The following is a 23,468-nucleotide window of genomic DNA, read 5'->3' as shown; positions in this document are numbered from 1 at the left end:
TTTCATTTCAGTTGGATCTTGTTACGCTGGCGCGACACCCAACATCTTGCTGTTATCTGCACGCCAGCTCTCGCTCGTATTAAGCGCTCAGTTTCACGCCAGCAGCTTCTTGATGCTCTCGCGGAATTTGGTCCCTTCTTTATGGTTACGTAAGCCGTAACTCACAAAAGCCTGCATGTAACCCATTTTTTTGCCGCAGTCGTAACTCTCACCGGTCATCAACATGGCATCGACAGACTGTTTCTTTGCCAGTGCCGCAATAGCGTCCGTTAATTGAATACGACCCCAGGCGCCAGGTTCAGTACGCTCAAGCTCTTCCCAGATATCAGCAGACAGCACATAACGTCCTACGGCCATCAGGTCAGAGTCGAGCGTTTGCGGCTCGTCTGGTTTTTCAATAAATTCAACAATACGGCCAATCTCTCCTTCCACTTTCAAGCCATCTTTGGTTTGAATGACGGAATATTCTGAGAGATCGCCAGGCATTCGTTTGGCCAGAACCTGGCTGCGACCGGTTTCATTGAAACGCGCAACCATTGCCGCCAGGTTATAACGCAGCGGATCGGCGCTTGCGCCATCAAGAATGATATCCGGTAACACCACAACAAACGGATTATTGCCAACCGCCGGGCGCGCACAGAGGATAGAATGCCCCAGGCCCAGTTGCTGGCCCTGACGAACGTTCATTATCGTTACGCCTGGCGGACAAATCGCCTGAACTTCGGCTAATAGTTGACGCTTAACACGCTGCTCGAGTAGCGCTTCCAGCTCATAGGAGGTATCAAAATGGTTTTCTACAGCATTCTTAGATGAATGGGTGACCAGCACAATTTCTTTGATTCCGGCGGCGACAATCTCATCGACGATATACTGAACCATCGGCTTATCAACGATCGGCAGCATCTCTTTCGGTATCGCTTTGGTTGCAGGCAACATATGCATCCCTAACCCTGCTACCGGAATAATTGCTTTCAAACTCACCATTATTTCATCCACCTATATGGTTATAAACTTTCGAATTTTTGTCAGAACGTTGATGTCACTGGCATTTGTTTGTGATGGTACAGCATCGTGTCGCGCACGACTTTAACCAAAATCCTAAATTACTCTCTTAGTCCAAGAATACACGCAAAAAATGCTAGCTGACAGGTCGCTTTAAGAAAATTCTCACGTGTTTGTCCTGGTCAATCGGCCTTCGAATAAACAGAGCAAGAAAAACGCTTAATCCATTGTTATTAAACAATAATAATTGACCAATGTTACTGGCGATAAGCTACTTACTTTGCAGATTTAACACCTTCTTTCTTAAAAATCACCGTGGTAAGCCACTACAGAAAAAGTCAAATCCCATGCGAACGAGCAATTTGGCGATAGCAATCAGCAAAATCGTCTAAACTTTGGACAAAAGCTTCGCTAACTAACCTTCTTACCCGTGGATTAACCCCTTGACCATCGCTGATACTGCTGATTTTATGCAACATTGAGCCATGTTAAGGGTCTTATTAAACGCAGGTCCTGACAAGCTACGGAATTCAGTAGGAATATTCCCCTTAATAACATTTTGGTGAAAAATACGGCAATATTTTGACTTTACCCGCTGTTAATAACCCCTTCTTATCCCTGCTATTACCGCACAGTAATTACAGGGATTTCTAATTAATTCCAAATCAGCCCAGATCGATCTTAAACACCCGATATTTAGCGGTGGTTAATTACGTTACCGCTTTCGTTTGATATGCCAGATTGGTGCGCGTTGCCGCGATAAATCGTTGCATTTTACCTGGCGCTTATCCATGATCGATAGATCATACGATTATGTTGTAAAGGTTCTAAGTGATTATGGAATGGATTGCCGATCCCTCGATCTGGGCTGGTCTCATTACACTGGTGGTTATCGAACTGGTTCTGGGGATAGATAACCTGGTATTTATTGCGATCCTTGCTGAAAAGCTTCCCCCGGCACAGCGCGATCGCGCTCGCGTTACCGGCCTGCTATTGGCAATGGTGATGCGTCTGGTACTGCTGGCGTCAATTTCCTGGTTAGTCACCCTCACGACACCGCTCTTCAACTGGCATGACTTAAGCTTCAGCGCCCGCGATTTGATCATGTTATTTGGTGGACTGTTCCTGCTGTTTAAAGCAACCGTTGAGCTTAATGAGCGGCTGGAAGGAAAAGACAGTAATAACCCCACCCAGCGTAAAGGCGCGAAGTTCTGGGGCGTGGTGGCGCAAATAGTCGTACTTGATGCTATTTTCTCGCTGGATTCGGTCATTACCGCCGTGGGTATGGTTGATCACCTGGCGGTGATGATGGCAGCGGTCATCATTGCCATTACGCTGATGCTGATGGCCAGCAAAGCTCTCACACGCTTTGTCAACAGCCACCCTACGATCGTCATTCTGTGCCTGAGTTTCCTGCTGATGATCGGTTTTAGTCTGATCGCCGAAGGATTTGGCTTCCCAATCCCGAAAGGCTATCTGTATGCCGCCATCGGTTTCTCGGTGATGATCGAATCGTTCAACCAGTTAGCCATCTTCAATCGCCGCCGTTTCCTCTCGGCCAATCTGACCATGCGACAGCGGACGACTGAAGCCGTGATGAATCTGCTAAGCGGGCGCAAAGAGAATGCTGAGCTTGATACCGAGACGGCAACCATGGTCGCCGACCAGGGCGAAAGTCCGTTGTTTAATCCGCAGGAACGCTTAATGATTGAGCGCGTACTGAATCTGAATCAACGTACCGTCAGCAGCATTATGACTTCACGTCATGATATTGAGCACATCGACTTAAGCGCGCCTGAAGAGGAAGTCCGCGCGCTGCTGGAGAAAAACCAGCATACCCGTATTGTCGTCACCGGCGGCAACGATAACGAAGATCTGTTGGGTGTTGTTCATGTTATCGACCTGCTACAGCAGTCGTTACGCAATGAGCCGCTGGATTTACACGTTCTGCTACGCCAACCGCTTATTTTTCCGGAAACCTTGCCGTTGCTCCCGGCGCTGGAGCAGTTTCGCCAGGCGCGGACGCACTTTGCTTTTGTGGTTGACGAATTTGGCTCCGTTGAAGGCCTGGTAACCATCAGCGATGTTATGGAAACCATTGCGGGTAATCTGCCTAATGAAGTCGAGGAGATCGATGCTCGTCATGACATTCACAAAAACGCCGATGGCAGCTGGACCGCTAACGGCCATATGCCGCTGGAAGATCTGGTTCAATACGTTCCGCTGCCGTTGGATGATAAACGTGAATATCACACAATAGCCGGATTATTGATGGAATATTTGCAGCACATTCCTGCCGCTGGCGAAGAAGTGAAAATCGGCGGTTATACGCTGCGTACTCTGGAAGTGGAAAGCCACAGGGTGCAGAAAGTACAGATTATCCCGCCGGTTGAAGTAGAAGATGAATTAGATTATGAAGTGTGAATGAAGTTATGTGGTGATTAGCTCAAAACCGCCGCGAGCTGCTCGCGGCGGTTTAATGATTACAGCTTATCAAGCAGTTTCTTCACATCTTTGCCGTTCTGGCTATTACTGTTGCGTTCCGCCCACTCATTCAAACGCTGTCTGGCTTCGTCCTGCAACTGCTTACGCAGGATCTGATCTACCTGTAGGCTATAGCTTAGCGACTGCCACTTGCCATAGATACGTAGCGGGATTGCCGTCTGCTTGAGACGATCAATAAGCTTGCTTTCGCCTTTCCAACCACCTAACACCCGCACGTTGAAATGCATGTCGCAATCCTCTGCTTGCAGATTCAGATTACCTTGCCCGGTCAACGCCATCATTGCCGACTGTCCCTGCAAGCCGTTAAGCGTGATTTGGCCATTATTCAGGGTCAAATCACTGCTTAATGCGTCAAGCTGGGTCGCGTTATCGAAGTTTTCCTGCGCCTGTACATTAGTGCTCCTCGCCACAGCCTGTTGTACTAGCTGCTGGAAGTTGAGCCCTTCAGTACGCGTATCCTTCATCTGCAGCTGTGCCTGTCCCTGCCAGTTGCGACGGAAGTCTTCTGCATCAATGCGCGGCCCCGAGAAATCACCTTTCAGAGATAATTTCCCCGTCAGGTTAATCGGGTAGTTAAACGCCTGCAAAATGGTACCGATTTCCACATTATCCAGTTGTGGCTGGAAAGCGGCATGCGAAGTGTTGCCTCTGACATCCAGCATCCCTGGTAACGAGAGACGTCCCTCTCCCAGACTACCCTCCAGTTGTTTCACCGTCAGCAGCCCCTGCTGGTTAGTGATATCACTCTTCACCTGGCTGAATCGCATACCACGCCACTGCACCTGGTCCGCCGACAGCGCCAGTTGGCCGTTAAAGCCAAGCAAACTATGATAATCCTGCTGAATATCGCTATCAGCAATCACAGGGCGTAGCTGTCTCGGCTGGCTTTGTCCACGCTGATCGACATTCCCTTCATTGGCCGTCGCGCTTTGCGCAAGCAAACTATCCAGATTCAGGGTGGTCGCCTGCAGGTTTAGCGCCCAGTCAGGTTTCTCCCCCAGTACAACACTACCGCTGCCGGTAATTGCGCTGCCATTAGCAGTGAGATTGAGATTGTTGAAATCGAGTTTTTTCGCTTCTTCGATCCAGCTGGCTTGCAAACTTCCCTGCCCGCTTAGGCCGTCCGGCGGCAACTCCGCCCCACGGACCTGCCAGTTGAGCTGCGAAAAATCCGCTTTCAAAGAGTGAGGGTAATCGCCGCCCTGAACCTGGGCGGTAAAGGACAACGTTAAGTCACGTTGATCGCGATTGACCCTGCCGGAGAAATCTACCGTCGCCAGATGGTTGTCATCCTGCTCCATCTGTAAGCGTATATCGCGCACGGTAACCTGTTCGCCATTTTCATGCTGGAAGAACAGGACGCTATCGGCCACCTGCAGTTTACGGACATCGTAGGACCATCCGCGATCTTGCGGCGCCTGCGGCAACGTATTGTCATGTGGCACCACCGGCGCGTTCTGGTTACGCACCGCTTCCGTTTTCGCGGTAAGCTGAATGACCGCGCCTTTCAACATCACCTGCTTCACCTGCAGTTGGTGAGAAAGTAGCGGCATCAGCGCAACATCCAGCCGCATGTTATCGGCACGCACCACCGGTTCGGAAGCGCCTGGCGCCGTCAGCGCCATACGACCGGAGAGAATACTCAGCTGCGGCCAAACATGCCAACGCAGCGGCCCGTCAAGCTTCAGTTGATAGCCGCTACGCTCCGCCACTTCCTGCACCATATAGTTGCGGAAGTCATTAGGGTTGACCAGCAGCACCAGCGCAGCGAGCCCCGCAACAATGACGGTCAACAAGATCATCAGCGTGGTCAGAATTCGTCTCATGGCATCCTCGATAAGCCGCTAACTTTATCAATCCTTGTCGATTCGACTCGCTACCGCGCCCTGCTGGTCGCGATATTTGGCATCTTCACGGCGGTTATATGGCCGCGCCGCCGGGCCCGAAAGCGGCTCAAAGCTCAGCGCGCCAATGGGCATTCCCGGTCGCAACGCCAATGGCAGCTTGCCGGAATTATAGAATTCCAGCACGATGCAGCCAGACCAGCCCGGATCAATACGGTGCGCAGTGACGTGTACCATCAGCCCCAGGCGCGCCAGTGACGAACGGCCATCAAGCCAGCCGACGAGGTCAGCCGGAAGCGTTACTGACTCATAAGTCACAGCCAGCGCTAATTCTCCTGGATGAAGATAGAAAGCCTCGCCTTCCGGCAGTACGATCTCTTCGCTCATTACCCGGTCCAGCGCCGCGCTCACTTCCGCCTTCGGGCCGCTCAGGTCAATAAACGGCGCCGTATGACCGCGAAAGGTACGGAATTTATTGCCTAAGCGAACGTCAACGGTGGCGCCGTTAATTCGATCCACCGGCGGGCGCGGGCTGATTGCCAGGCGCCCTTCATCCAACCAGGCTTCTATATCTCGGTCACACAGACGCATGAGCTTTCTCCTTTAAGGCATCTAGCCCTTACGCTTTCCGGGAATAAGGGCAATTGGGATTCTCTTTGCACGTTACACAATTAGTACGTGTTATTCAAAGAACTGACTGATTTTGGCCTTCAGAATATCGATGGCAATACGGTTTTTACCGCCGCGCGGGACAATGATGTCAGCATATTGCTTGGAAGGTTCAATAAATTGCAGGAACATTGGCCGCACCGTCTTCTGATACTGCGCCATCACCGAGTCCATGGAACGGCCACGCTCGTTAACATCACGCTTGATGCGGCGCATCAGACAGATATCCAGCGGGGTATCGACGAAAATAGAGAAGTTTAATTCATTGCGCAGTCTGGCATCCGTCAACAGCAGGATCCCTTCGAGAATGATCACTTTCTTCGGTTGAATATGAATAGTTTCCGGCATACGCGTATGTTCAACGTAGCTATACACGGGCAATTCAATTGGCTGGCCGCTTTTCAGCGTCTGTAAATGCTGGAACAGCAAGCTATGATCCATTGAGCTTGGATGGTCATAGTTGGTTTTTACACGCTCTTCCATCGACAGATGGCTTTGATCTTTGTAATAGCTGTCTTCTGGAATAACGCCAATATGCTCATCGCCAACTTGTTCACGTAATTCACGATAAAGTGTGCTGGCGATAAGGCTTTTGCCCGAAGCCGATGCGCCGGCGATGCCTACAATGACGCACTGATGAGACGTATCAGTCATAAATTTTTGCGACCTGATTAACCTGGATGTAGATGGAGGGTGACGGTTGACCGTCAAACGCGGCAATTATAGGGATTTCAGGGCGGCGATACCAGTGATATGCGCCCTGTACGCCTATTCCTCGTCCGGCGCCCAGCCTTCGGTGTACCAGATATGCAACAAAGCATAGGAGCGCCAGGGTTGCCAGCGGCTGGCATAGCGCGCGATACGCGCAGGAGTCATTCCGGGAAAACGCTGTTTAATCAGATAGTCATCGGGCAGAAAAATATCTTTTGCCTGCCAACCGCGCAGCGCATAGTAATTCGCCGTCCAGCGACCGATGCCCGGCAGACTCTGCAATTGTTTCATGCCGGTTGCCATATCAGCAGGCGTCGTCAACGGCAATTCTCCGCTCAATGCCGCTTTGCCAAGGTGAATTAACGCTTCCGCGCGGCGAAGCGGCATCCCTAACGCCTTGAGCGCCAAAGGGTCGGCTTGCGCCAGTTTCTGCGGTTCGGGAAAAATAACATAACCAGGCGCTTCGCTTAACGCTTCCCCATAGACCGCGGCCACTTTCGCCGTCAGCTTCGCCGCCATCGCTACGCTCACCAGTTGCCCCAATACCGCGCGCACCGCCTGTTCAAACGCATCCAGCGCCCCCGGCAAGCGAAGTCCTGGTCGCGGCTGCGCCAGTTTGCCTAAGGTTTGCGTGATCTCAAATGGATCGCATGCCAAATCAAACAGTTGCGCTACGCGCGCCATACACTGGTCTGCTACCGGTAACAGCCCATGAGAGAGCGTCACCTGGAACCCCTGGCTGCGTTCATCCGGTTTAACGGTAATCAACCCACGATGCCCATCTAAACTGAAGCTGCGGGTATATTGATCTTCATGGAAGGTTTCAATTCCCGCCACCGCACGCGCGCTGAGAAACGCGAACATCCATTGCCAGTCATAGGGCGCTCGCCAGGATAATAATGTCATGCACTCTCCTTATTAATCGCAACAAGCATAGATGCTCTAAGCCTGCTGCGCCTTGCTTTTAAATTCCAGTTGTCGGCATGGCGGCAATCCGCTAAAGTCGCCCCCCTTCTTCACTGGCATGGGGATTTTTCAGGTCATGTTTATTGGTTTTGACTATGGTACCGCCAACTGTTCGGTCGCCGTCATGCAGGATAATGCGCCACGGCTTTTAACGCTGGAAAACGGTAGCCCGCTGCTGCCATCAATGCTTTGCGCCCCGACGCGCGAAGCGGTCAGCGAATGGCTATACCGCCATCATAATGTCCCGGCCGACGGTGCAGAAAATCAGGCGCTACTTCGACGCGCCATTAATTATAACCGTGATGAAGATATCGAAGTCCTGGGCAACAGCGTCCAGTTCGGCCTCGCCTCACTGCATCAATACGTTGACGATCCGGAAGAGGTCTACTTCGTTAAGTCGCCAAAATCGTTTCTTGGCGCCAATGGCCTTAAACCCCAGCAGGTCGCGTTATTTGAAGATCTGGTCTGCGCGATGATGCTACATATTAAACAGCAGGCGCAGTCTCAGCTTAGTGAACAGATTACCCAGACGGTTATTGGTCGACCAATTAACTTCCAGGGTCTTGGCGGCGATGATGCTAACGCTCAGGCACAGGGTATTCTCGAACGCGCGGCGACGCGAGCAGGATTCAACGATGTCGTGTTTCAGTTTGAACCCGTTGCGGCGGGGTTAGATTTTGAAGCCACGCTCAATGATGAAAAACGCGTGCTGGTCGTCGATATTGGCGGCGGCACCACCGACTGCTCACTGCTGTTGATGGGGCCGCAATGGCGGCAGAAAGCCGACCGTCAGGATAGCCTGCTGGGCCACAGCGGCTGCCGTATCGGCGGTAACGATCTGGATATCGCCCTGGCCTTCAAATGCCTGATGCCGTTACTCGGCATGGGCGGTGAAACGGAAAAAGGCATTGCGCTGCCGGTACTGCCCTGGTGGAATGCGGTGGCGATTAACGACGTCCCGGCGCAGAGCGATTTTTACAGCGCCGCCAACGGACGTATGCTCAATGACCTGCTGCGCGACGCTCGCGATGCCGACAAGGTCGCACTGCTGCTTAAAGTCTGGCGTCAGCGCCTGAGCTATCGCCTGGTACGCAGCGCGGAAGAGAGCAAAATCGCCCTTTCCGCTCAGCCGGATTTCAACGCCGAACTGCCGTTTATTAGCGATGAGCTGGCTACCGCTATCAGCCAGCAGGGGCTGGAAGAGGCGCTCAATCAACCGCTGGCTCGCATTATGGAGCAGGTAAAGTTAGCGCTGGAAAGCAGTCAAGAAACCCCGGACGTTATCTATCTTACCGGCGGTAGCGCGCGATCGCCATTAATTAAAAAGGCGCTGGCCGCACAGCTGCCGGGGATACCGATCGCCGGCGGCGATGATTTTGGTTCCGTTACCGCCGGGCTTGCCCGCTGGGCGCAGGTGGTTTTCGCCTGAAACGCGAGCGCCATCCGGTAACCTGAGTTGACTTTGCCGCTTTTTCGTCCTAACTTGCAGGATGAAGGGTAAGGGAGGATTTCTCCTCCCCCTGGCGTCTTAGTAAGCCGGTAAGCTAATCACTAAGAGTATCACCAGTATGATGACCAGGTTCATCATAACCCTTTCCTTATTTAAGGCCCCTTCCTCAGGAGGGGCTTTCCTGTATTTAGCCTCCGCTAAATCAAGCTGACGTTACCATGCCGCGTCTGACACATTTCTTTTCAGCGTTCGGCTTTGCGAGCCTCCTCGTGAAAGCCCGCCAATTCAGACCTTTCCATACGCGCTTTTCATAATTCCTCCATTTTTGCGGGGCGTTCCGTTACTAAACTAGTATCATTCAGCGAAAGCTTCAGAATGAGATAGCAAAATAATGAAAAGCAGTAACACACTTCGTTGGGGAATGGTCCTGACGGTAATTTTGGTGGCGGGAGCCGCCTATTGGTTCTGGTACGATCGCGCCGAAGAGACAACCGCAGGCGCTGCTGGCTCAAGTCAGCAAGGAGCAAAGGCGCCTGCCGGGGCGCGTCATGGGCGTTTTGGGGCCACGCTGGCCCCGGTGCAGGCGGCAACCGCCACCAGCGAATCCGTCCCCCGCTACCTTACTGGCCTGGGGACTATCGCCGCGGCGAACACCGTGACCGTGCGCAGTCGGGTTGACGGCCAGTTACTGAGTATCCATTTCCAGGAAGGTCAGCAGGTAAAAGCCGGCGATCTGCTGGCGCAAATCGATCCCAGCCAGTTCAAGGTCGCGCTGGCCCAGGCGCAGGGGCAGCTTGCCAAAGATAACGCCACCCTCGCTAACGCGCGCCGCGATCTCGCTCGCTATCAACAACTGGTGAAAACCAATCTTATCTCCCGTCAGGAGCTGGATACCCAGCAGTCGCTGGTGGTTGAATCCGCCGGTACGGTTAAAGCCGATCAGGCCGCCGTCGCCAGTGCGCAACTGCAGCTGAACTGGACCCGCATCACCGCGCCGATTGACGGCCGCGTGGGCCTGAAACAGGTCGACATCGGCAACCAAATCTCCAGTGGCGACACTACCGGCATTGTCGTTCTCACGCAAACTCACCCTATCGATTTGGTCTTTACCCTGCCGGAAAGCGATATCGCCACCGTGGTACAGGCGCAGAAAGCCGGTAAAACGCTGAGCGTCGAGGCCTGGGACCGAACCAATAAACAGAAGATCAGTACAGGCAGCCTGCTGAGCCTCGATAACCAAATCGATGCCACCACCGGCACCATTAAACTTAAAGCGCGCTTTAATAACCTCGATGACGCGCTGTTCCCGAATCAGTTCGTCAATGCCAGAATGCTGGTGGATACCGAGCAGGATGCAGTAGTGATCCCCACCGCCGCGCTACAAATGGGCAACGAGGGGCACTTCGTGTGGGTGCTGAACAGTGAGAATAAAGTCAGTAAACATACGGTTACGCCGGGTATTCAGGATAGCCAAAAAGTGGTGATTAACGCCGGGCTGTCAGCGGGCGACCGGGTGGTGACCGATGGTATCGATCGCCTGACGGAAGGCGCTAAGGTCGAAGTCGTCGAAGCTCACAGCGCCGTGCAGGAACAACCTACCACCCGCCCGAGTGGTAAAAACGGAGCGGGCGCCTGATGCAAGTATTACCCCCAAGCAGTACGGGCGGCCCTTCCCGGCTGTTTATTATGCGTCCGGTGGCGACAACGCTATTGATGGTCGCCATTCTGCTGGCCGGTATTATCGGCTATCGCTTCCTGCCGGTCTCCGCGCTGCCGGAAGTTGACTACCCGACCATTCAGGTAGTAACGCTCTACCCCGGCGCCAGCCCGGATGTGGTGACGTCATCGATTACCGCACCGCTGGAACGCCAGTTTGGCCAGATGTCCGGCCTTAAGCAGATGTCCTCACAAAGCTCGGGCGGCGCGTCGGTCATTACTCTGCAGTTCCAGTTGACCCTGGCGCTGGATGTCGCCGAACAGGAAGTGCAGGCGGCCATCAACGCCGCGACCAACCTGCTGCCGTCTGATTTACCCAACCCGCCGGTTTACAGCAAAGTGAACCCGGCGGATCCGCCGATCATGACCCTGGCCGTGACCTCCAGCGCGATGCCGATGACGCAGGTTGAAGATATGGTGGAAACTCGGGTAGCGCAGAAGATATCTCAGGTTTCCGGGGTCGGCCTGGTGACGCTGGCCGGCGGCCAACGTCCTGCGGTGCGCGTTAAGCTCAATGCCCAGGCGATCGCCGCATTAGGTTTGACCAGCGAAACCGTGCGTACCGCCATTACCAGCGCCAACGTGAATTCAGCAAAAGGTAGCCTTGACGGCCCGGCCCGCGCGGTCACCCTTTCCGCCAACGATCAGATGCAGTCGGCGGAAGATTACCGTCGGCTGATTATCGCCTATCAGAACGGCGCGCCGATCCGTCTTGGCGATATCGCGACCATCGAACAGGGCGCCGAGAACGCCTGGCTGGGGGCGTGGGCCAATAAGCAGCGGGCGATCGTGATGAACGTCCAACGCCAGCCGGGAGCGAACATCATCGCCACTGCCGACAGCATCCGCCAGATGCTACCGCAACTGACCGAGAGCCTGCCTAAATCCGTTAAGGTACAGGTGCTTTCTGACCGCACCACCAATATTCGCGCGTCGGTCAGCGATACCCAGTTCGAATTGCTGCTGGCCATCGCGCTGGTGGTGATGATCATTTATCTCTTCCTGCGCAATGTCCCGGCGACTATCATCCCCGGCGTCGCCGTGCCGCTGTCGCTGGTCGGCACCTTCGCGGTTATGGTGTTCCTTGATTTTTCAATTAATAACCTGACGCTAATGGCGCTGACCATCGCCACCGGCTTCGTGGTCGATGACGCCATCGTAGTCATCGAAAACATCTCCCGCTACATTGAAAAGGGTGAGAAACCGCTTGCCGCCGCGCTGAAAGGCGCGGGGGAAATCGGCTTCACGATTATTTCATTAACCTTCTCGCTGATTGCCGTACTGATTCCGCTGCTGTTTATGGGTGATATCGTTGGGCGATTGTTCCGTGAATTCGCCATTACCCTGGCGGTGGCGATTCTGATTTCGGCGGTGGTCTCGCTGACCCTGACGCCGATGATGTGCGCGCGGATGTTAAGCCACGAATCGCTGCGCAAACAAAACCGCTTTTCGCGGGCCAGCGAGCGTTTCTTCGAGCGGGTGATTGCCGTCTATGGCCGCTGGCTAAGCCGGGTACTAAACCACCCATGGCTAACGTTGAGCGTGGCGTTAAGCACCCTGGCGTTATCGATTCTGCTGTGGGTCTTTATCCCGAAAGGCTTCTTCCCAATCCAGGATAACGGCATTATTCAAGGCACGTTACAGGCCCCGCAGTCGGTGTCGTTCGCCAGTATGGCGCAACGCCAGCAGCAGGTATCCGATCTGATTCTGAAAGATCCGGCGGTTGAAAGCCTGACGTCGTTCGTCGGCGTTGATGGCACCAATCCGGCGCTGAACAGCGCGCGTCTGCAGATTAACCTCAAACCACTGGATGAACGCGACGATCGCGTGCAAACGGTCATCAGCCGTCTGCAGCAATCGGTGGCTAGCGTACCGGGTATTGAGCTTTATCTCCAGCCAACGCAGGATCTGACTATCGATACCACCGTCAGTCGCACTCAGTATCAGTTTACCCTGCAGGCTAACTCGCTTGATGCGCTGAGCAACTGGGTGCCGCAATTGCTGTCGCGCCTGCAATCCTTACCCCAGCTTGCCGACGTCAGCAGCGACTGGCAGGATAAAGGGCTCGCGGCTTATATTAATGTCGATCGCGATAGCGCCAGCCGGCTGGGTATTTCCATGGCGGATGTCGATAACGCGCTGTATAACGCCTTTGGCCAACGGCTGATCTCGACAATTTATACCCAGGCCAACCAATATCGCGTGGTACTGGAGCACGACACCCAGGCAACGCCGGGGCTGGCGGCGCTGGATAATATTCGCCTCACCAGCAGCGACGGCGGCATTGTGCCGCTGAAGTCTATCGCCACTGTCGAGCAGCGTTTTACCCCGCTGTCGGTGAACCATCTCGATCAGTTCCCGGTGACCACCATTTCATTCAACGTGCCGGATAACTACTCCCTCGGCGAAGCGGTAGAGGCTATTTTGTCAGCCGAGCAGTCGCTGGATTTCCCAAGCGACATCCGCACCCAGTTCCAGGGCAGTTCGCTCGCGTTCCAGTCGGCGCTCGGTAGCACCGTCTGGCTGGTCGTCGCGGCGGTCGTCGCCATGTATATCGTCCTCGGCGTGCTGTACGAAAGCTTCATTCATCCCATCACCATTCTTTCTACCCTGCCGACCGCTGGCGTCGGGGCGCTGCTGGCGCTATGGCTGGCCGGTAGCGAGCTGGATGTGATTGCCATCATCGGCATCATTCTGCTGATTGGTATCGTGAAGAAAAACGCCATCATGATGATTGACTTTGCCCTCGCCGCCGAGCGCGAGCAGGGAATGCCGCCGCGCGAAGCCATTTATCAGGCCTGCCTGCTGCGCTTCCGTCCGATTCTGATGACCACCCTCGCCGCCCTGCTCGGCGCGCTGCCCTTGATGCTCAGCACCGGCGTCGGCGCCGAGTTACGCCGCCCATTGGGGATTGGTATGGTTGGCGGTCTGATGCTCAGCCAGGTACTGACGTTATTCACCACGCCGGTGATTTATCTGCTGTTCGACCGGCTATCGCTGTATATGAAGAGCCGCTTCCCGCGTCGTGAAGAGGAGGCGTAAGTGAAGTTCTTCGCTCTCTTCATTTATCGGCCGGTGGCGACGATTCTTATCTCGCTGGCGATTACCCTATGCGGGATCCTCGGATTCCGCCTGCTGCCGGTCGCGCCGCTGCCGCAGGTGGATTTCCCGGTGATCATGATTAGCGCCTCGCTGCCCGGCGCCTCGCCGGAAACCATGGCCTCGTCGGTGGCAACACCGCTGGAACGCTCGCTGGGGCGCATTGCCGGGGTCAATGAAATGACCTCGTCGAGCTCGCTTGGCAGTACCCGCATCATCATGGAGTTTAATTTCGATCGCGATATTAACGGCGCCGCCCGTGACGTGCAGGCGGCGATTAATGCCGCGCAAAGTCTGCTGCCGAGCGGGATGCCCAGCCGCCCCACGTATCGCAAAGCTAACCCGTCCGATGCGCCGATCATGATCCTGACGCTCACCTCGGATACCTATTCGCAAGGCGAGTTGTACGATTTCGCGTCAACCCAGCTGGCGCAAACCATCGCGCAGATTGACGGCGTCGGCGATGTCGACGTCGGCGGCAGCTCACTGCCGGCGGTGCGCGTCGACCTTAACCCGCAGGCGCTATTTAACCAGGGCGTCTCACTGGATGCCGTGCGCAGCGCCATTGATAACGCCAACGTGCGTCGCCCGCAGGGCGCGCTGGAAGATAAGACCCACCGCTGGCAGGTGCAGACCAACGATGAATTGAAAACCGCGGCGGAATATTTGCCGGTGATCGTCCACTACAATAACGGCGCGGCGGTACGCCTTGGCGACGTAGCAAAAGTGACGGATTCAGTGCAGGATGTGCGTAACGCCGGGATGACCAACGCCAAACCGGCGATCCTGTTGATGATCCGCAAGCTGCCGGAAGCCAACATCATTCAGACGGTTGATAGCATTCGCGCCCGCCTGCCGGAACTACAGCGTACCATCCCCGCCGCCATTGATTTACAGATTGCGCAGGATCGTTCGCCCACCATCCGCGCTTCGCTGGAAGAGGTCGAACAAACGCTGGTGATTTCGGTCGCGCTGGTGATTCTGGTGGTCTTTCTGTTTTTGCGCTCCGGGCGCGCAACGCTTATCCCGGCCGTCGCCGTGCCGGTATCGTTAATCGGTACCTTTGCCGCGATGTATTTGTGCGGCTTCAGCCTCAATAATCTGTCGTTAATGGCGCTGACCATCGCCACCGGTTTCGTTGTCGATGACGCCATCGTGGTGCTGGAGAATATTTCCCGCCATCTTGAGGCGGGAATGAAACCGCTGCAGGCCGCGTTACAGGGCAGCCGTGAAGTCGGCTTTACCGTGCTGTCGATGAGCCTGTCGCTGGTGGCGGTGTTCTTACCGCTGCTGCTGATGGGCGGCCTGCCGGGTCGTCTGCTGCGCGAGTTCGCCGTCACGCTATCAGTAGCGATCGGTATTTCGCTCGCCGTGTCGCTCACGCTGACGCCAATGATGTGCGGCTGGCTGCTGAAAAGCGGCAAACCTCATGAACCAACGCGCAAGCGTGGCTTTGGCCGCCTGCTGGTCACTATTCAGGGCGGCTATGGCAAATCGTTAAAATGGGTGCTGAAGCATAGTCGACTGACTGGCCTGGTGCTGCTCGGTACGATAGCGCTCAGCGTGTGGCTGTATATCGCTATTCCGAAAACCTTCTTCCCGGAGCAGGACACCGGGGTGCTGATGGGCGGCATTCAGGCGGATCAGAGCATTTCTTTCCAGGCGATGCGCGGCAAACTGCAGGACTTTATGAAGATCATCCGCGAGGATCCGGCGGTCGATAACGTAACCGGTTTTACCGGCGGCTCGCGGGTGAATAGCGGTATGATGTTTATCACCCTGAAACCGCGCGACCAACGCCACGAAACGGCGCAGCAAATCATCGACCGGCTGCGGAAAAAACTGGCGAAAGAGCCCGGCGCTAATCTGTTCCTGATGGCGGTGCAGGATATCCGCGTTGGCGGACGTCAGTCGAACGCCAGCTATCAGTACACCCTGTTATCGGACGATCTGTCGGCGCTGCGTGAATGGGAGCCAAAAATCCGCAAGGCGCTGGCGGCACTGCCGGAGTTGGCTGACGTTAACTCGGATCAGCAAGATAACGGCGCGGAGATGGATCTGGTCTACGACCGCGACACCATGTCACGCCTGGGCGTCAGCGTGCAGGATGCCAACAGCCTGTTAAACAACGCTTTCGGCCAGCGGCAGATCTCGACCATCTATCAACCTTTGAACCAGTACAAAGTGGTGATGGAAGTCGATCCGCTTTATACCCAGGACGTTAGCGCGCTGGAGCAAATGTTTGTCATTAGTAACGACGGTAAACCCATCCCGCTGTCATACTTCGCCAAATGGCAACCGGCGAACGCACCGCTTTCGGTCAACCACCAGGGGCTATCGGCCGCCTCGACCATCTCCTTCAACCTGCCGACCGGCAAATCGCTGTCGGAAGCCAGCGACGCCATTGACCGGGCGATGACCCAGCTTGGCGTGCCGTCGAGCGTGCGAGGATCGTTTGCCGGCACCGCACAGGTATTCCAGCAGACGATGAACTCACAGGTGATCCTGATTATCGCCGCCATCGCCACGGTGTATATCGTGCTGGGGATCCTCTACGAAAGCTACGTGCATCCGTTAACCATTCTCTCAACCCTGCCGTCAGCGGGGGTTGGCGCGCTGCTGGCACTGGAATTGTTCGGCGCCCCATTCAGCCTAATCGCCCTGATAGGGATCATGCTATTAATTGGCATCGTAAAGAAAAACGCCATCATGATGGTCGATTTCGCCCTTGAAGCGCAGCGTACCGGCAATCTTCCGCCGGAAGAAGCGATATTCCAGGCCTGTTTGCTGCGTTTTCGCCCGATCATGATGACCACCCTGGCGGCGCTATTCGGCGCGCTGCCGCTGGTGCTATCGGGCGGGGATGGTTCAGAGCTGCGGCAGCCATTGGGGATCACCATCGTCGGCGGTCTGGTCATGAGCCAGTTGCTGACGCTGTACACCACCCCGGTGGTCTATTTGTTCTTTGATCGTCTGCGGCTGCGTTTTACGCGCAAGCCTGCTCAACCGGTAAGCGAATAAGATGACAGATCTGCCCGCCAGCGTACGCTGGCAGTTATGGATTGTGGCCTTCGGCTTCTTTATGCAGTCCCTGGATACCACCATCGTCAACACCGCCCTGCCCTCGATGGCCAATAGCCTTGGGGAGAGCCCGCTGCACATGCATATGGTAGTGGTCTCGTATGTGCTTACGGTGGCGGTCATGCTGCCGGCCAGCGGCTGGCTGGCGGACCGGGTTGGCGTGCGCAATATCTTTTTCAGCGCCATTGTGTTGTTTACCGCCGGTTCGCTGTTCTGCGCCCAGGCCAGCACTCTCGATCAGTTAGTGATGTCCCGCGTACTGCAAGGCGTCGGCGGTGCGATGATGGTGCCGGTCGGGCGGCTAACGGTGATGAAAATCGTTCCGCGCGATCAGTATATGGCGGCGATGACCTTCGTCACCCTGCCCGGCCAGGTTGGACCACTGCTCGGCCCGGCGCTTGGCGGGGTACTGGTCGAATATGCTTCCTGGCACTGGATATTCTTGATTAACATCCCGGTTGGCATCATCGGCGCTATCGCCACATTATGCCTGATGCCGAACTACACCCTGCAGACCCGGCGCTTTGATATCCTTGGTTTTATTCTGCTGGCGACAGGAATGGCCGCCCTGACGCTGGCGCTCGACGGCAAAAAAGGGCTCGGAATCTCGCCGCTGCTGCTCGCTGTGCTGGTCACCGGTGGCCTGATGGCGATAGTTTTTTATTTGTGGCACGCCCGTGACAACGTTAACGCCTTATTTAGCCTCAATCTGTTTCGCAACAAAACCTTCTCGCTCGGTCTTGGCGGCAGCTTCGCCGGGCGTATCGGCAGCGGGATGTTACCGTTTATGACCCCGGTATTCCTGCAAATTGGCCTCGGCTTCTCGCCGTTCCACGCCGGGCTGATGATGATCCCCATGGTGCTGGGCAGCATGGGGATGAAACGCATCGTGGTGCAGGTAGTGAATCGCTTTGGCTATCGCCGCGTGCTGGTTTTCGCGACGCTCGGCCTGGCGCTGGTGAGTTTACTGTTCATGGCCGTCGCACTGGCCGGCTGGTACTGGCTGCTGCCGCTGGTGCTGTTCCTGCAGGGCATGATTAACTCCAGCCGTTTCTCGTCGATGAATACTCTGACGCTAAAAGACCTGCCTGATGAGTTGGCCAGCAGCGGTAACAGCCTGCTCTCAATGGTCATGCAGCTCTCGATGAGTATCGGCGTGACTATCGCCGGGCTACTGCTCGGCATGTACGGCCAGCAGCATATCAGCGCCGATGCGCCAGCTGTCCATCAGGTTTTCCTCTATACCTATCTGAGCATGGCGGTGATTATCGCTCTCCCGGCGCTCATCTTTTCCCGTGTACCGAACGATGTCGGCAGCAACACCGTCATCCGCCGACGCAAAAGGAGTGAATCGTGAAACTTTGGCGCCCGGGTATCACCGGTAAGCTGTTCCTGGCTATTTTCGCCACCTGTATCGTGCTGCTGATTAGCATGCATTGGGCAGTGCGCATCAGCTTTGAGCGCGGCTTTATCGACTATATTAAACGCGGTAATGAACAACGACTAACGATGCTCGGCGACGCGCTGAGTGAACAGTACGAGCAGCACGGCGACTGGAAATTTTTGCGCAACAACGATCGTTTTATCTTCCAGTTACTGCGCACCTTCGAGCGCGATAACGACGAACGTCCACCGGGTGGGCCGGGGCCGCATGGCGAGCCAGGGCCAATGCCCGGCCCTGGCCCGCGGCCCGATATGCCGCCGCACGGCTGGCGCACGCAATTTTGGGTTGTCGATCAACAAGGGCGCGTGCTGGTAGGCCCGCGGGCGCCGGTCCCGCAGGACGGTACCCGCCGTAACATTGTCGTCGACGGCGTGACCGTCGGGGCGGTGATCGCCTCGCCGGTTGAGCGGCTCACGCGCAACACGGATATCAATTTCGACCGCCAGCAAAAACGCACCAGTTGGCTGATTGTCGCCCTTGCCACCCTCCTCGCCGCGCTGGCCACCTTCCCGCTGGCCCGCGGGCTGCTGGCGCCGGTCAAACGGCTGGTGGAAGGCACCCATAAGCTGGCGGCGGGCGATTTCTCCACCCGCGTCACGGTCACCGGCGGGGATGAACTGGGTCGTCTGGCGCAGGATTTTAACCAGCTTGCCAGTACGCTTGAGCGTAACCAACAGATGCGCCGCGATTTAATGGCCGATATTTCGCATGAACTCCGCACGCCGCTAGCGGTCCTGCGCGGTGAGCTGGAGGCTATTCAGGACGGAGTGCGTAAATTCACCCCGGATTCGATCTCTTCGCTGCAGGCGGAAGTCGGCACGCTTACCAAGCTGGTGGACGATCTGCATCAGTTGTCGATGTCCGATGAAGGCGCGTTAGCCTACCAGAAAGAGTCGGTGGATTTAATTGCGCTGCTGGAGGTCGCCGCAGGTGCATTCCGTGAACGCTTCGCCAGCCGGGGTTTAACCATCGGCGTCTCGCTGCCGGATAACGCTATCGTTTTCGGCGATCGCGATCGTCTGATGCAGCTGTTCAATAACCTGCTGGAAAACAGCCTACGCTATACCGACAGCGGCGGCCGCCTGCAGATTGACGCCAAACAAAATGGTCGCATGTTGACGCTCGATTTCGCCGATAGCGGCCCCGGCGTTAGCGACGAGCAGCTGGCGCGGCTCTGTGAGCGTTTTTATCGCACCGAGGGCTCACGCAACCGGGCCAGCGGTGGATCCGGTCTTGGGCTGGCAATCTGTATGAATATCGTCGCCGCCCACGGCGGCAGCCTGAACGCCGGTCATTCGCCTTTTGGCGGGGTTAGCATTAAAGTAGAGTTACCTCTGGAACAGGATTTATCGAGGGATGTATGAGCGAATTACCTATTGATGAAAACACGCCGCGCATTTTAATCGTGGAAGACGAGCCCAAACTCGGTCAGTTGTTGATCGACTATTTGCAAGCTGCGAGCTATGCGCCAACGCTCATTGCGCATGGCGATCAGGTACTGCCCTACGTCCGCCAGACGCCCCCGCATTTGATCCTGCTGGATTTAATGCTGCCGGGCACCGACGGCCTGACCCTGTGCCGCGAAATTCGCCGATTTTCCGAGATACCGATTGTGATGGTCACTGCCAAAATCGAGGAGATCGATCGCCTGCTGGGGCTGGAAATCGGCGCCGATGACTATATCTGCAAACCGTACAGCCCGCGTGAAGTCGTGGCCCGCGTGAAGACGATCCTGCGTCGCTGTAAACCACAGCGCGACCTGCAGGCTCTGGATGCGCAAAGTCCGCTAATTGTTGACGAAAGCCGCTTCCAGGCCTCGTGGCGCGAAAAAATGCTGGACCTGACTCCCGCCGAGTTTCGGCTATTAAAAACGCTGTCGCAGGAGCCGGGTAAAGTCTTCTCCCGCGAACAACTGCTCAATCATCTGTACGACGATTATCGCGTAGTTACCGACCGTACCATCGACAGCCATATTAAAAATCTGCGCCGTAAGCTGGAATCGCTGGACGCGGAGCAGTCGTTTATTCGCGCCGTCTACGGCGTTGGCTATCGCTGGGAAGCCGACGCCTGTAGAATGGCTTGAACATCGCGCCTCTTAGCGCAGAGAGGCGCGAAGGTTTACTCCCTCTTTCCACAGCGCTACAATGCCCGCCCTTAATGTGGGGACACTCCCCCGAATCGCCGTACCTGGTGCGGCGAGTCTGACCTGTCATCAGAACGAGAAAATCATGTTTAAACCGGAACTTCTTTCCCCGGCGGGAACGCTGAAAAATATGCGTTACGCTTTCGCTTATGGCGCCGATGCGGTCTACGCCGGCCAGCCGCGTTACTCACTGCGCGTACGCAACAACGAATTCAACCACGAAAACCTGCAGCTCGGCATCAATGAGGCCCATGAGCTGGGGAAAAAATTCTATGTGGTGGTTAACATCGCGCCGCATAACGCCAAGCTGAAAACGTTCATTCGCGATCTCAAACCGGTAGTGGAAATGGGCCCGGACGCGCTGATTATGTCCGATCCTGGTTTAATCATGCTGGTGCGGGAAAACTTCCCTGATATGCCGATCCACCTGTCGGTACAGGCCAACGCCGTCAACTGGGCGACGGTGAAATTCTGGCAGCAAATGGGGTTGACCCGCGTGATCCTCTCCCGCGAACTGTCGCTGGACGAGATCGCCGAAATTCGCAGCCAGGTGCCGGAGATGGAAATCGAGATTTTCGTCCACGGCGCGCTGTGCATGGCCTACTCCGGCCGCTGCCTGCTCTCCGGCTATATCAATAAACGTGACCCTAACCAGGGCACCTGTACCAACGCCTGCCGCTGGGAGTACAACGTCCAGGAAGGCAAAGAAGATGACGTGGGTAATATCGTCCACAAGCATGAACCTATCCCGGTGCAGAACGTTGAACCGACTCTCGGTATCGGCGCGCCAACCGACCAGGTATTTATGATTGAGGAAGCCAAACGTCCGGGCGAGTATATGACCGCCTTTGAGGATGAGCATGGCACTTACATCATGAACTCCAAAGATCTGCGCGCTATTGCCCACGTTGAGCGTCTGACCCAGATGGGCGTTCATTCGCTGAAGATTGAAGGCCGCACCAAATCCTTCTACTACTGCGCGCGCACCGCCCAGGTGTACCGTAAAGCGATCGACGACGCCGCCGCCGGTAAACCGTTCGACACCAGTCTACTGGAGACGCTGGAAGGTCTGGCCCACCGCGGCTATACCGAAGGCTTCCTGCGCCGCCACACCCACGACGACTATCAGAATTATGAATACGGCTATTCGGTTTCTGAACGCCAGCAGTTTGTCGGCGAATTCACCGGCAAGCGTCATGGTCATCTGGCCGAAGTGGCGGTGAAAAATAAGTTCTCGGTCGGCGACAGCCTGGAGGTCATGACTCCGCAAGGTAACGTCAACTTTACGCTCGAACATATAGAGAACGCCAAAGGCGAAGCAATGCCGGTCGCGCCGGGAGACGGTTATATCGTCTGGCTGCCACTGCCGGAGGATATGGCGCTGGAGTATGGGTTGCTGATGCGTAATTTTAACGGCGAGTCGACGCGCAATCCGCATAAAAATTAGTTTATTGGCGTTATTTTTTCATTATGTATGGATATTAGAATCGGATCACATACCGTTTCGTTCGAAGCAGGTATCATCCATTTCGCTGAAAAACATAACCCATAAATGCTAGCTGTACCAGGAACCACCTCCTTAGCCTGCGTAATCTCCCTTACGCGGGCTTATTTTTTATGCATCCCATTTTCCCGACTTTCTTATTCCATGACGCCATTCATGCGATACACTGAGGATGACGACTAAGAATGAGGCGATAAAGGATGACCCAATTTCCAGCCAGCTTATTAATTCTCAACGGTAAAGGCGCGAATGAGCCACAACTGCGCGAAGCCGTTAATCTCCTGCGTGAAGAAGGTATCGAGATACATGTCCGCGTAACCTGGGAAAAAGGCGATGCGATTCGTTTTGTCGAGGAAGCCGAAACGCTCAAGGTGGCGACGGTAATTGCCGGAGGCGGCGATGGCACGATTAATGAAGTTGCCACCGCGCTGGTTCAGCGCGGTGGCAACATGGCGCTGGGATTACTCCCCCTCGGCACAGCCAATGATTTTGCCACCAGCGTCGGCATCCCGCAGGATTTAGCCAGCGCGCTGAAGCTGGCGATAGCCGGGCGCGATGTCCCTATTGATGTGGTACGCGTTAACAACGAGGCCGGGTTTATCAATATGGCCACCGGCGGCTTTGGCACCCGTATCACCACCGAAACGCCGGAAAAACTGAAAGCCGCGCTCGGCGGCGTCTCCTATCTGATTCACGGTCTGACCCGCATGGATACCCTGAAGCCGGACCGCTGCGAAATTCGCGGCGAGAACTTTCACTGGCAGGGTGACGCGCTGGTTATCGGCATCGGCAATGGCCGTCAGGCCGGCGGCGGCCAGCAACTGTGTCCTGAGGCATTAATTAACGACGGGCTACTGCATCTGCGTATTTTCACCGGCGAAGAGTTGCTGCCTGCGCTGTTTAGCACCCTCGCTAATCCCGATAATTCGCCAAATCTGATCGATGGCGTATCGCCGTGGTTTGAAGTCACCGCCGCCCATGAAATGACCTTCAACCTGGATGGAGAACCGCTGAGCGGCAAATCCTTCCGTATGGAGATCCTCGGCGAGGCGCTACGCTGCCGTCTGCCGCCGGACTGTATGTTACTGCGTTAAAACATCAGGGCGGGATATACCCGCCCTGATAACGTTATGAATATTCTACCCCTTCCCTGACGCCGCTTGCCTTACGGGCAAAGCCCGGCTGATCGACACGAATAAACGGGCACAGACAAAACGCCAGCAGATAGAGCGCGGTATAGGCCACCACCACGCCGATGGTGCTGAAGTGCGGCAGCAGAACCACCGCAATCGCCGGCGCGAGGAAGTTCGACAGCCCGGCCGACAGGTTGTAGA

The 23,468-nt window shown here is 55.5% G+C and carries 15 protein-coding genes and 1 pseudogene; 10 read left to right on the top strand and 6 right to left on the bottom strand.

The window, feature by feature from the left end:
• Positions 1–93: 93 nt before the first annotated feature.
• Positions 94–984: a UTP--glucose-1-phosphate uridylyltransferase GalF gene (galF, locus tag ABLV07_RS04300; RefSeq protein WP_015706060.1), complete on the bottom strand. Its 891-nt coding sequence runs from the start codon at positions 982–984 to the stop codon at positions 94–96.
• A gap of 855 nt (positions 985–1,839) precedes the next feature.
• On the opposite strand from galF, the gene ABLV07_RS04295 reads away from it, so the two are divergent.
• Positions 1,840–3,426 carry a TerC family protein gene (locus ABLV07_RS04295; protein ID WP_015706061.1) on the top strand — a complete coding sequence of 529 codons (1,587 nt, stop codon included), beginning with the start codon at positions 1,840–1,842 and terminating at the stop codon, positions 3,424–3,426.
• Positions 3,427–3,485: 59 nt separating this feature from the next.
• Here ABLV07_RS04295 and asmA read toward each other — a convergent pair whose 3' ends face one another.
• From asmA to alkA, 4 genes are all read right to left on the bottom strand, one after another.
• A complete protein-coding gene (asmA, locus tag ABLV07_RS04290; RefSeq protein ID WP_032714938.1) occupies positions 3,486–5,333 on the bottom strand; it encodes an outer membrane assembly protein AsmA in 1,848 nt (615 codons plus the stop codon).
• 27 nt (positions 5,334–5,360) lie between these two features.
• Positions 5,361–5,942, bottom strand: a complete 582-nt coding sequence (gene dcd / locus ABLV07_RS04285) for a dCTP deaminase (RefSeq protein WP_015365790.1) — start codon at positions 5,940–5,942, stop codon at positions 5,361–5,363.
• Positions 5,943–6,032: 90 nt separating this feature from the next.
• Positions 6,033–6,674, bottom strand: coding sequence for a uridine kinase (gene udk / locus ABLV07_RS04280; RefSeq protein WP_015365789.1), 642 nt, complete (start codon positions 6,672–6,674; stop codon positions 6,033–6,035).
• 114 nt (positions 6,675–6,788) lie between these two features.
• The gene (gene alkA, locus ABLV07_RS04275; RefSeq protein ID WP_086630398.1) at positions 6,789–7,637 is read right to left on the bottom strand and encodes a DNA-3-methyladenine glycosylase 2; all 849 of its coding nucleotides are present in this window, start codon (positions 7,635–7,637) and stop codon (positions 6,789–6,791) included.
• Positions 7,638–7,773: 136 nt separating this feature from the next.
• Between alkA and yegD the strand changes: the two genes are divergently transcribed.
• The 9 genes from yegD to yegS all read left to right on the top strand — a co-directional run bounded on the left by yegD (position 7,774) and on the right by yegS (position 23,228).
• Positions 7,774–9,126: a molecular chaperone gene (gene yegD, locus ABLV07_RS04270; protein WP_126027652.1), complete on the top strand. Its 1,353-nt coding sequence runs from the start codon at positions 7,774–7,776 to the stop codon at positions 9,124–9,126.
• 412 nt (positions 9,127–9,538) lie between these two features.
• Entirely contained in the window at positions 9,539–10,783 is a 1,245-nt protein-coding gene (locus tag ABLV07_RS04265; protein WP_126027653.1) for an MdtA/MuxA family multidrug efflux RND transporter periplasmic adaptor subunit, read from the top strand.
• Positions 10,783–13,905: an MdtB/MuxB family multidrug efflux RND transporter permease subunit gene (locus ABLV07_RS04260; protein ID WP_046883247.1), complete on the top strand. Its 3,123-nt coding sequence runs from the start codon at positions 10,783–10,785 to the stop codon at positions 13,903–13,905. Before ABLV07_RS04265 ends, ABLV07_RS04260 begins: the two co-directional genes overlap by 1 nt.
• Complete coding sequence (mdtC, locus tag ABLV07_RS04255; RefSeq protein ID WP_045412842.1) at positions 13,906–16,983, top strand: multidrug efflux RND transporter permease subunit MdtC; 3,078 nt, start codon at positions 13,906–13,908, stop codon at positions 16,981–16,983.
• Position 16,984: 1 nt separating this feature from the next.
• Complete coding sequence (locus tag ABLV07_RS04250) at positions 16,985–18,400, top strand: MFS transporter (RefSeq protein WP_101739581.1); 1,416 nt, start codon at positions 16,985–16,987, stop codon at positions 18,398–18,400.
• Positions 18,397–19,851 (top strand): two-component system sensor histidine kinase BaeS, encoded by a 1,455-nt coding sequence (gene baeS / locus ABLV07_RS04245; protein ID WP_015706068.1) that lies wholly within the window; start codon positions 18,397–18,399, stop codon positions 19,849–19,851. Before ABLV07_RS04250 ends, baeS begins: the two co-directional genes overlap by 4 nt.
• A complete protein-coding gene (gene baeR, locus ABLV07_RS04240) occupies positions 19,848–20,570 on the top strand; it encodes a two-component system response regulator BaeR (protein WP_015365781.1) in 723 nt (240 codons plus the stop codon). Before baeS ends, baeR begins: the two co-directional genes overlap by 4 nt.
• 145 nt (positions 20,571–20,715) lie before the next feature.
• Positions 20,716–22,077: a tRNA 5-hydroxyuridine modification protein YegQ gene (yegQ, locus tag ABLV07_RS04235; RefSeq protein WP_015706069.1), complete on the top strand. Its 1,362-nt coding sequence runs from the start codon at positions 20,716–20,718 to the stop codon at positions 22,075–22,077.
• A 257-nt stretch (positions 22,078–22,334) separates the two neighbouring features.
• Entirely contained in the window at positions 22,335–23,228 is an 894-nt protein-coding gene (gene yegS / locus ABLV07_RS04230; RefSeq protein ID WP_047047321.1) for a lipid kinase YegS, read from the top strand.
• Positions 23,229–23,262: 34 nt separating this feature from the next.
• Here the strand turns inward: yegS and ABLV07_RS04225 are convergent.
• Positions 23,263–23,468: pseudogene (locus ABLV07_RS04225) on the bottom strand (cytochrome C biogenesis protein CcdA); the annotation flags it as partial.

Origin of the sequence: Klebsiella sp. CN_Kp097 (genome assembly GCF_040064495.1) — a bacterium.
Taxonomy (GTDB): Bacteria; Pseudomonadota; Gammaproteobacteria; order Enterobacterales; family Enterobacteriaceae; genus Klebsiella; species Klebsiella aerogenes.
This window is presented reverse-complemented; position numbering and strand designations above follow the sequence as displayed.

Coding starts and splice junctions, on each gene's coding strand:
- dcd (WP_015365790.1), bottom strand. CDS start 5,942: ATGCGTCTGTGTGACCGAGATATAGAAGCCTGGTTGGATGAAGGGCGC.
- yegS (WP_047047321.1), top strand. CDS start 22,335: ATGACCCAATTTCCAGCCAGCTTATTAATTCTCAACGGTAAAGGCGCG.
- udk (WP_015365789.1), bottom strand. CDS start 6,674: ATGACTGATACGTCTCATCAGTGCGTCATTGTAGGCATCGCCGGCGCA.
- ABLV07_RS04250 (WP_101739581.1), top strand. CDS start 16,985: ATGACAGATCTGCCCGCCAGCGTACGCTGGCAGTTATGGATTGTGGCC.
- ABLV07_RS04295 (WP_015706061.1), top strand. CDS start 1,840: ATGGAATGGATTGCCGATCCCTCGATCTGGGCTGGTCTCATTACACTG.
- ABLV07_RS04265 (WP_126027653.1), top strand. CDS start 9,539: ATGAAAAGCAGTAACACACTTCGTTGGGGAATGGTCCTGACGGTAATT.
- galF (WP_015706060.1), bottom strand. CDS start 984: ATGGTGAGTTTGAAAGCAATTATTCCGGTAGCAGGGTTAGGGATGCAT.
- ABLV07_RS04260 (WP_046883247.1), top strand. CDS start 10,783: ATGCAAGTATTACCCCCAAGCAGTACGGGCGGCCCTTCCCGGCTGTTT.
- asmA (WP_032714938.1), bottom strand. CDS start 5,333: ATGAGACGAATTCTGACCACGCTGATGATCTTGTTGACCGTCATTGTT.
- alkA (WP_086630398.1), bottom strand. CDS start 7,637: ATGACATTATTATCCTGGCGAGCGCCCTATGACTGGCAATGGATGTTC.
- baeR (WP_015365781.1), top strand. CDS start 19,848: ATGAGCGAATTACCTATTGATGAAAACACGCCGCGCATTTTAATCGTG.
- yegQ (WP_015706069.1), top strand. CDS start 20,716: ATGTTTAAACCGGAACTTCTTTCCCCGGCGGGAACGCTGAAAAATATG.
- yegD (WP_126027652.1), top strand. CDS start 7,774: ATGTTTATTGGTTTTGACTATGGTACCGCCAACTGTTCGGTCGCCGTC.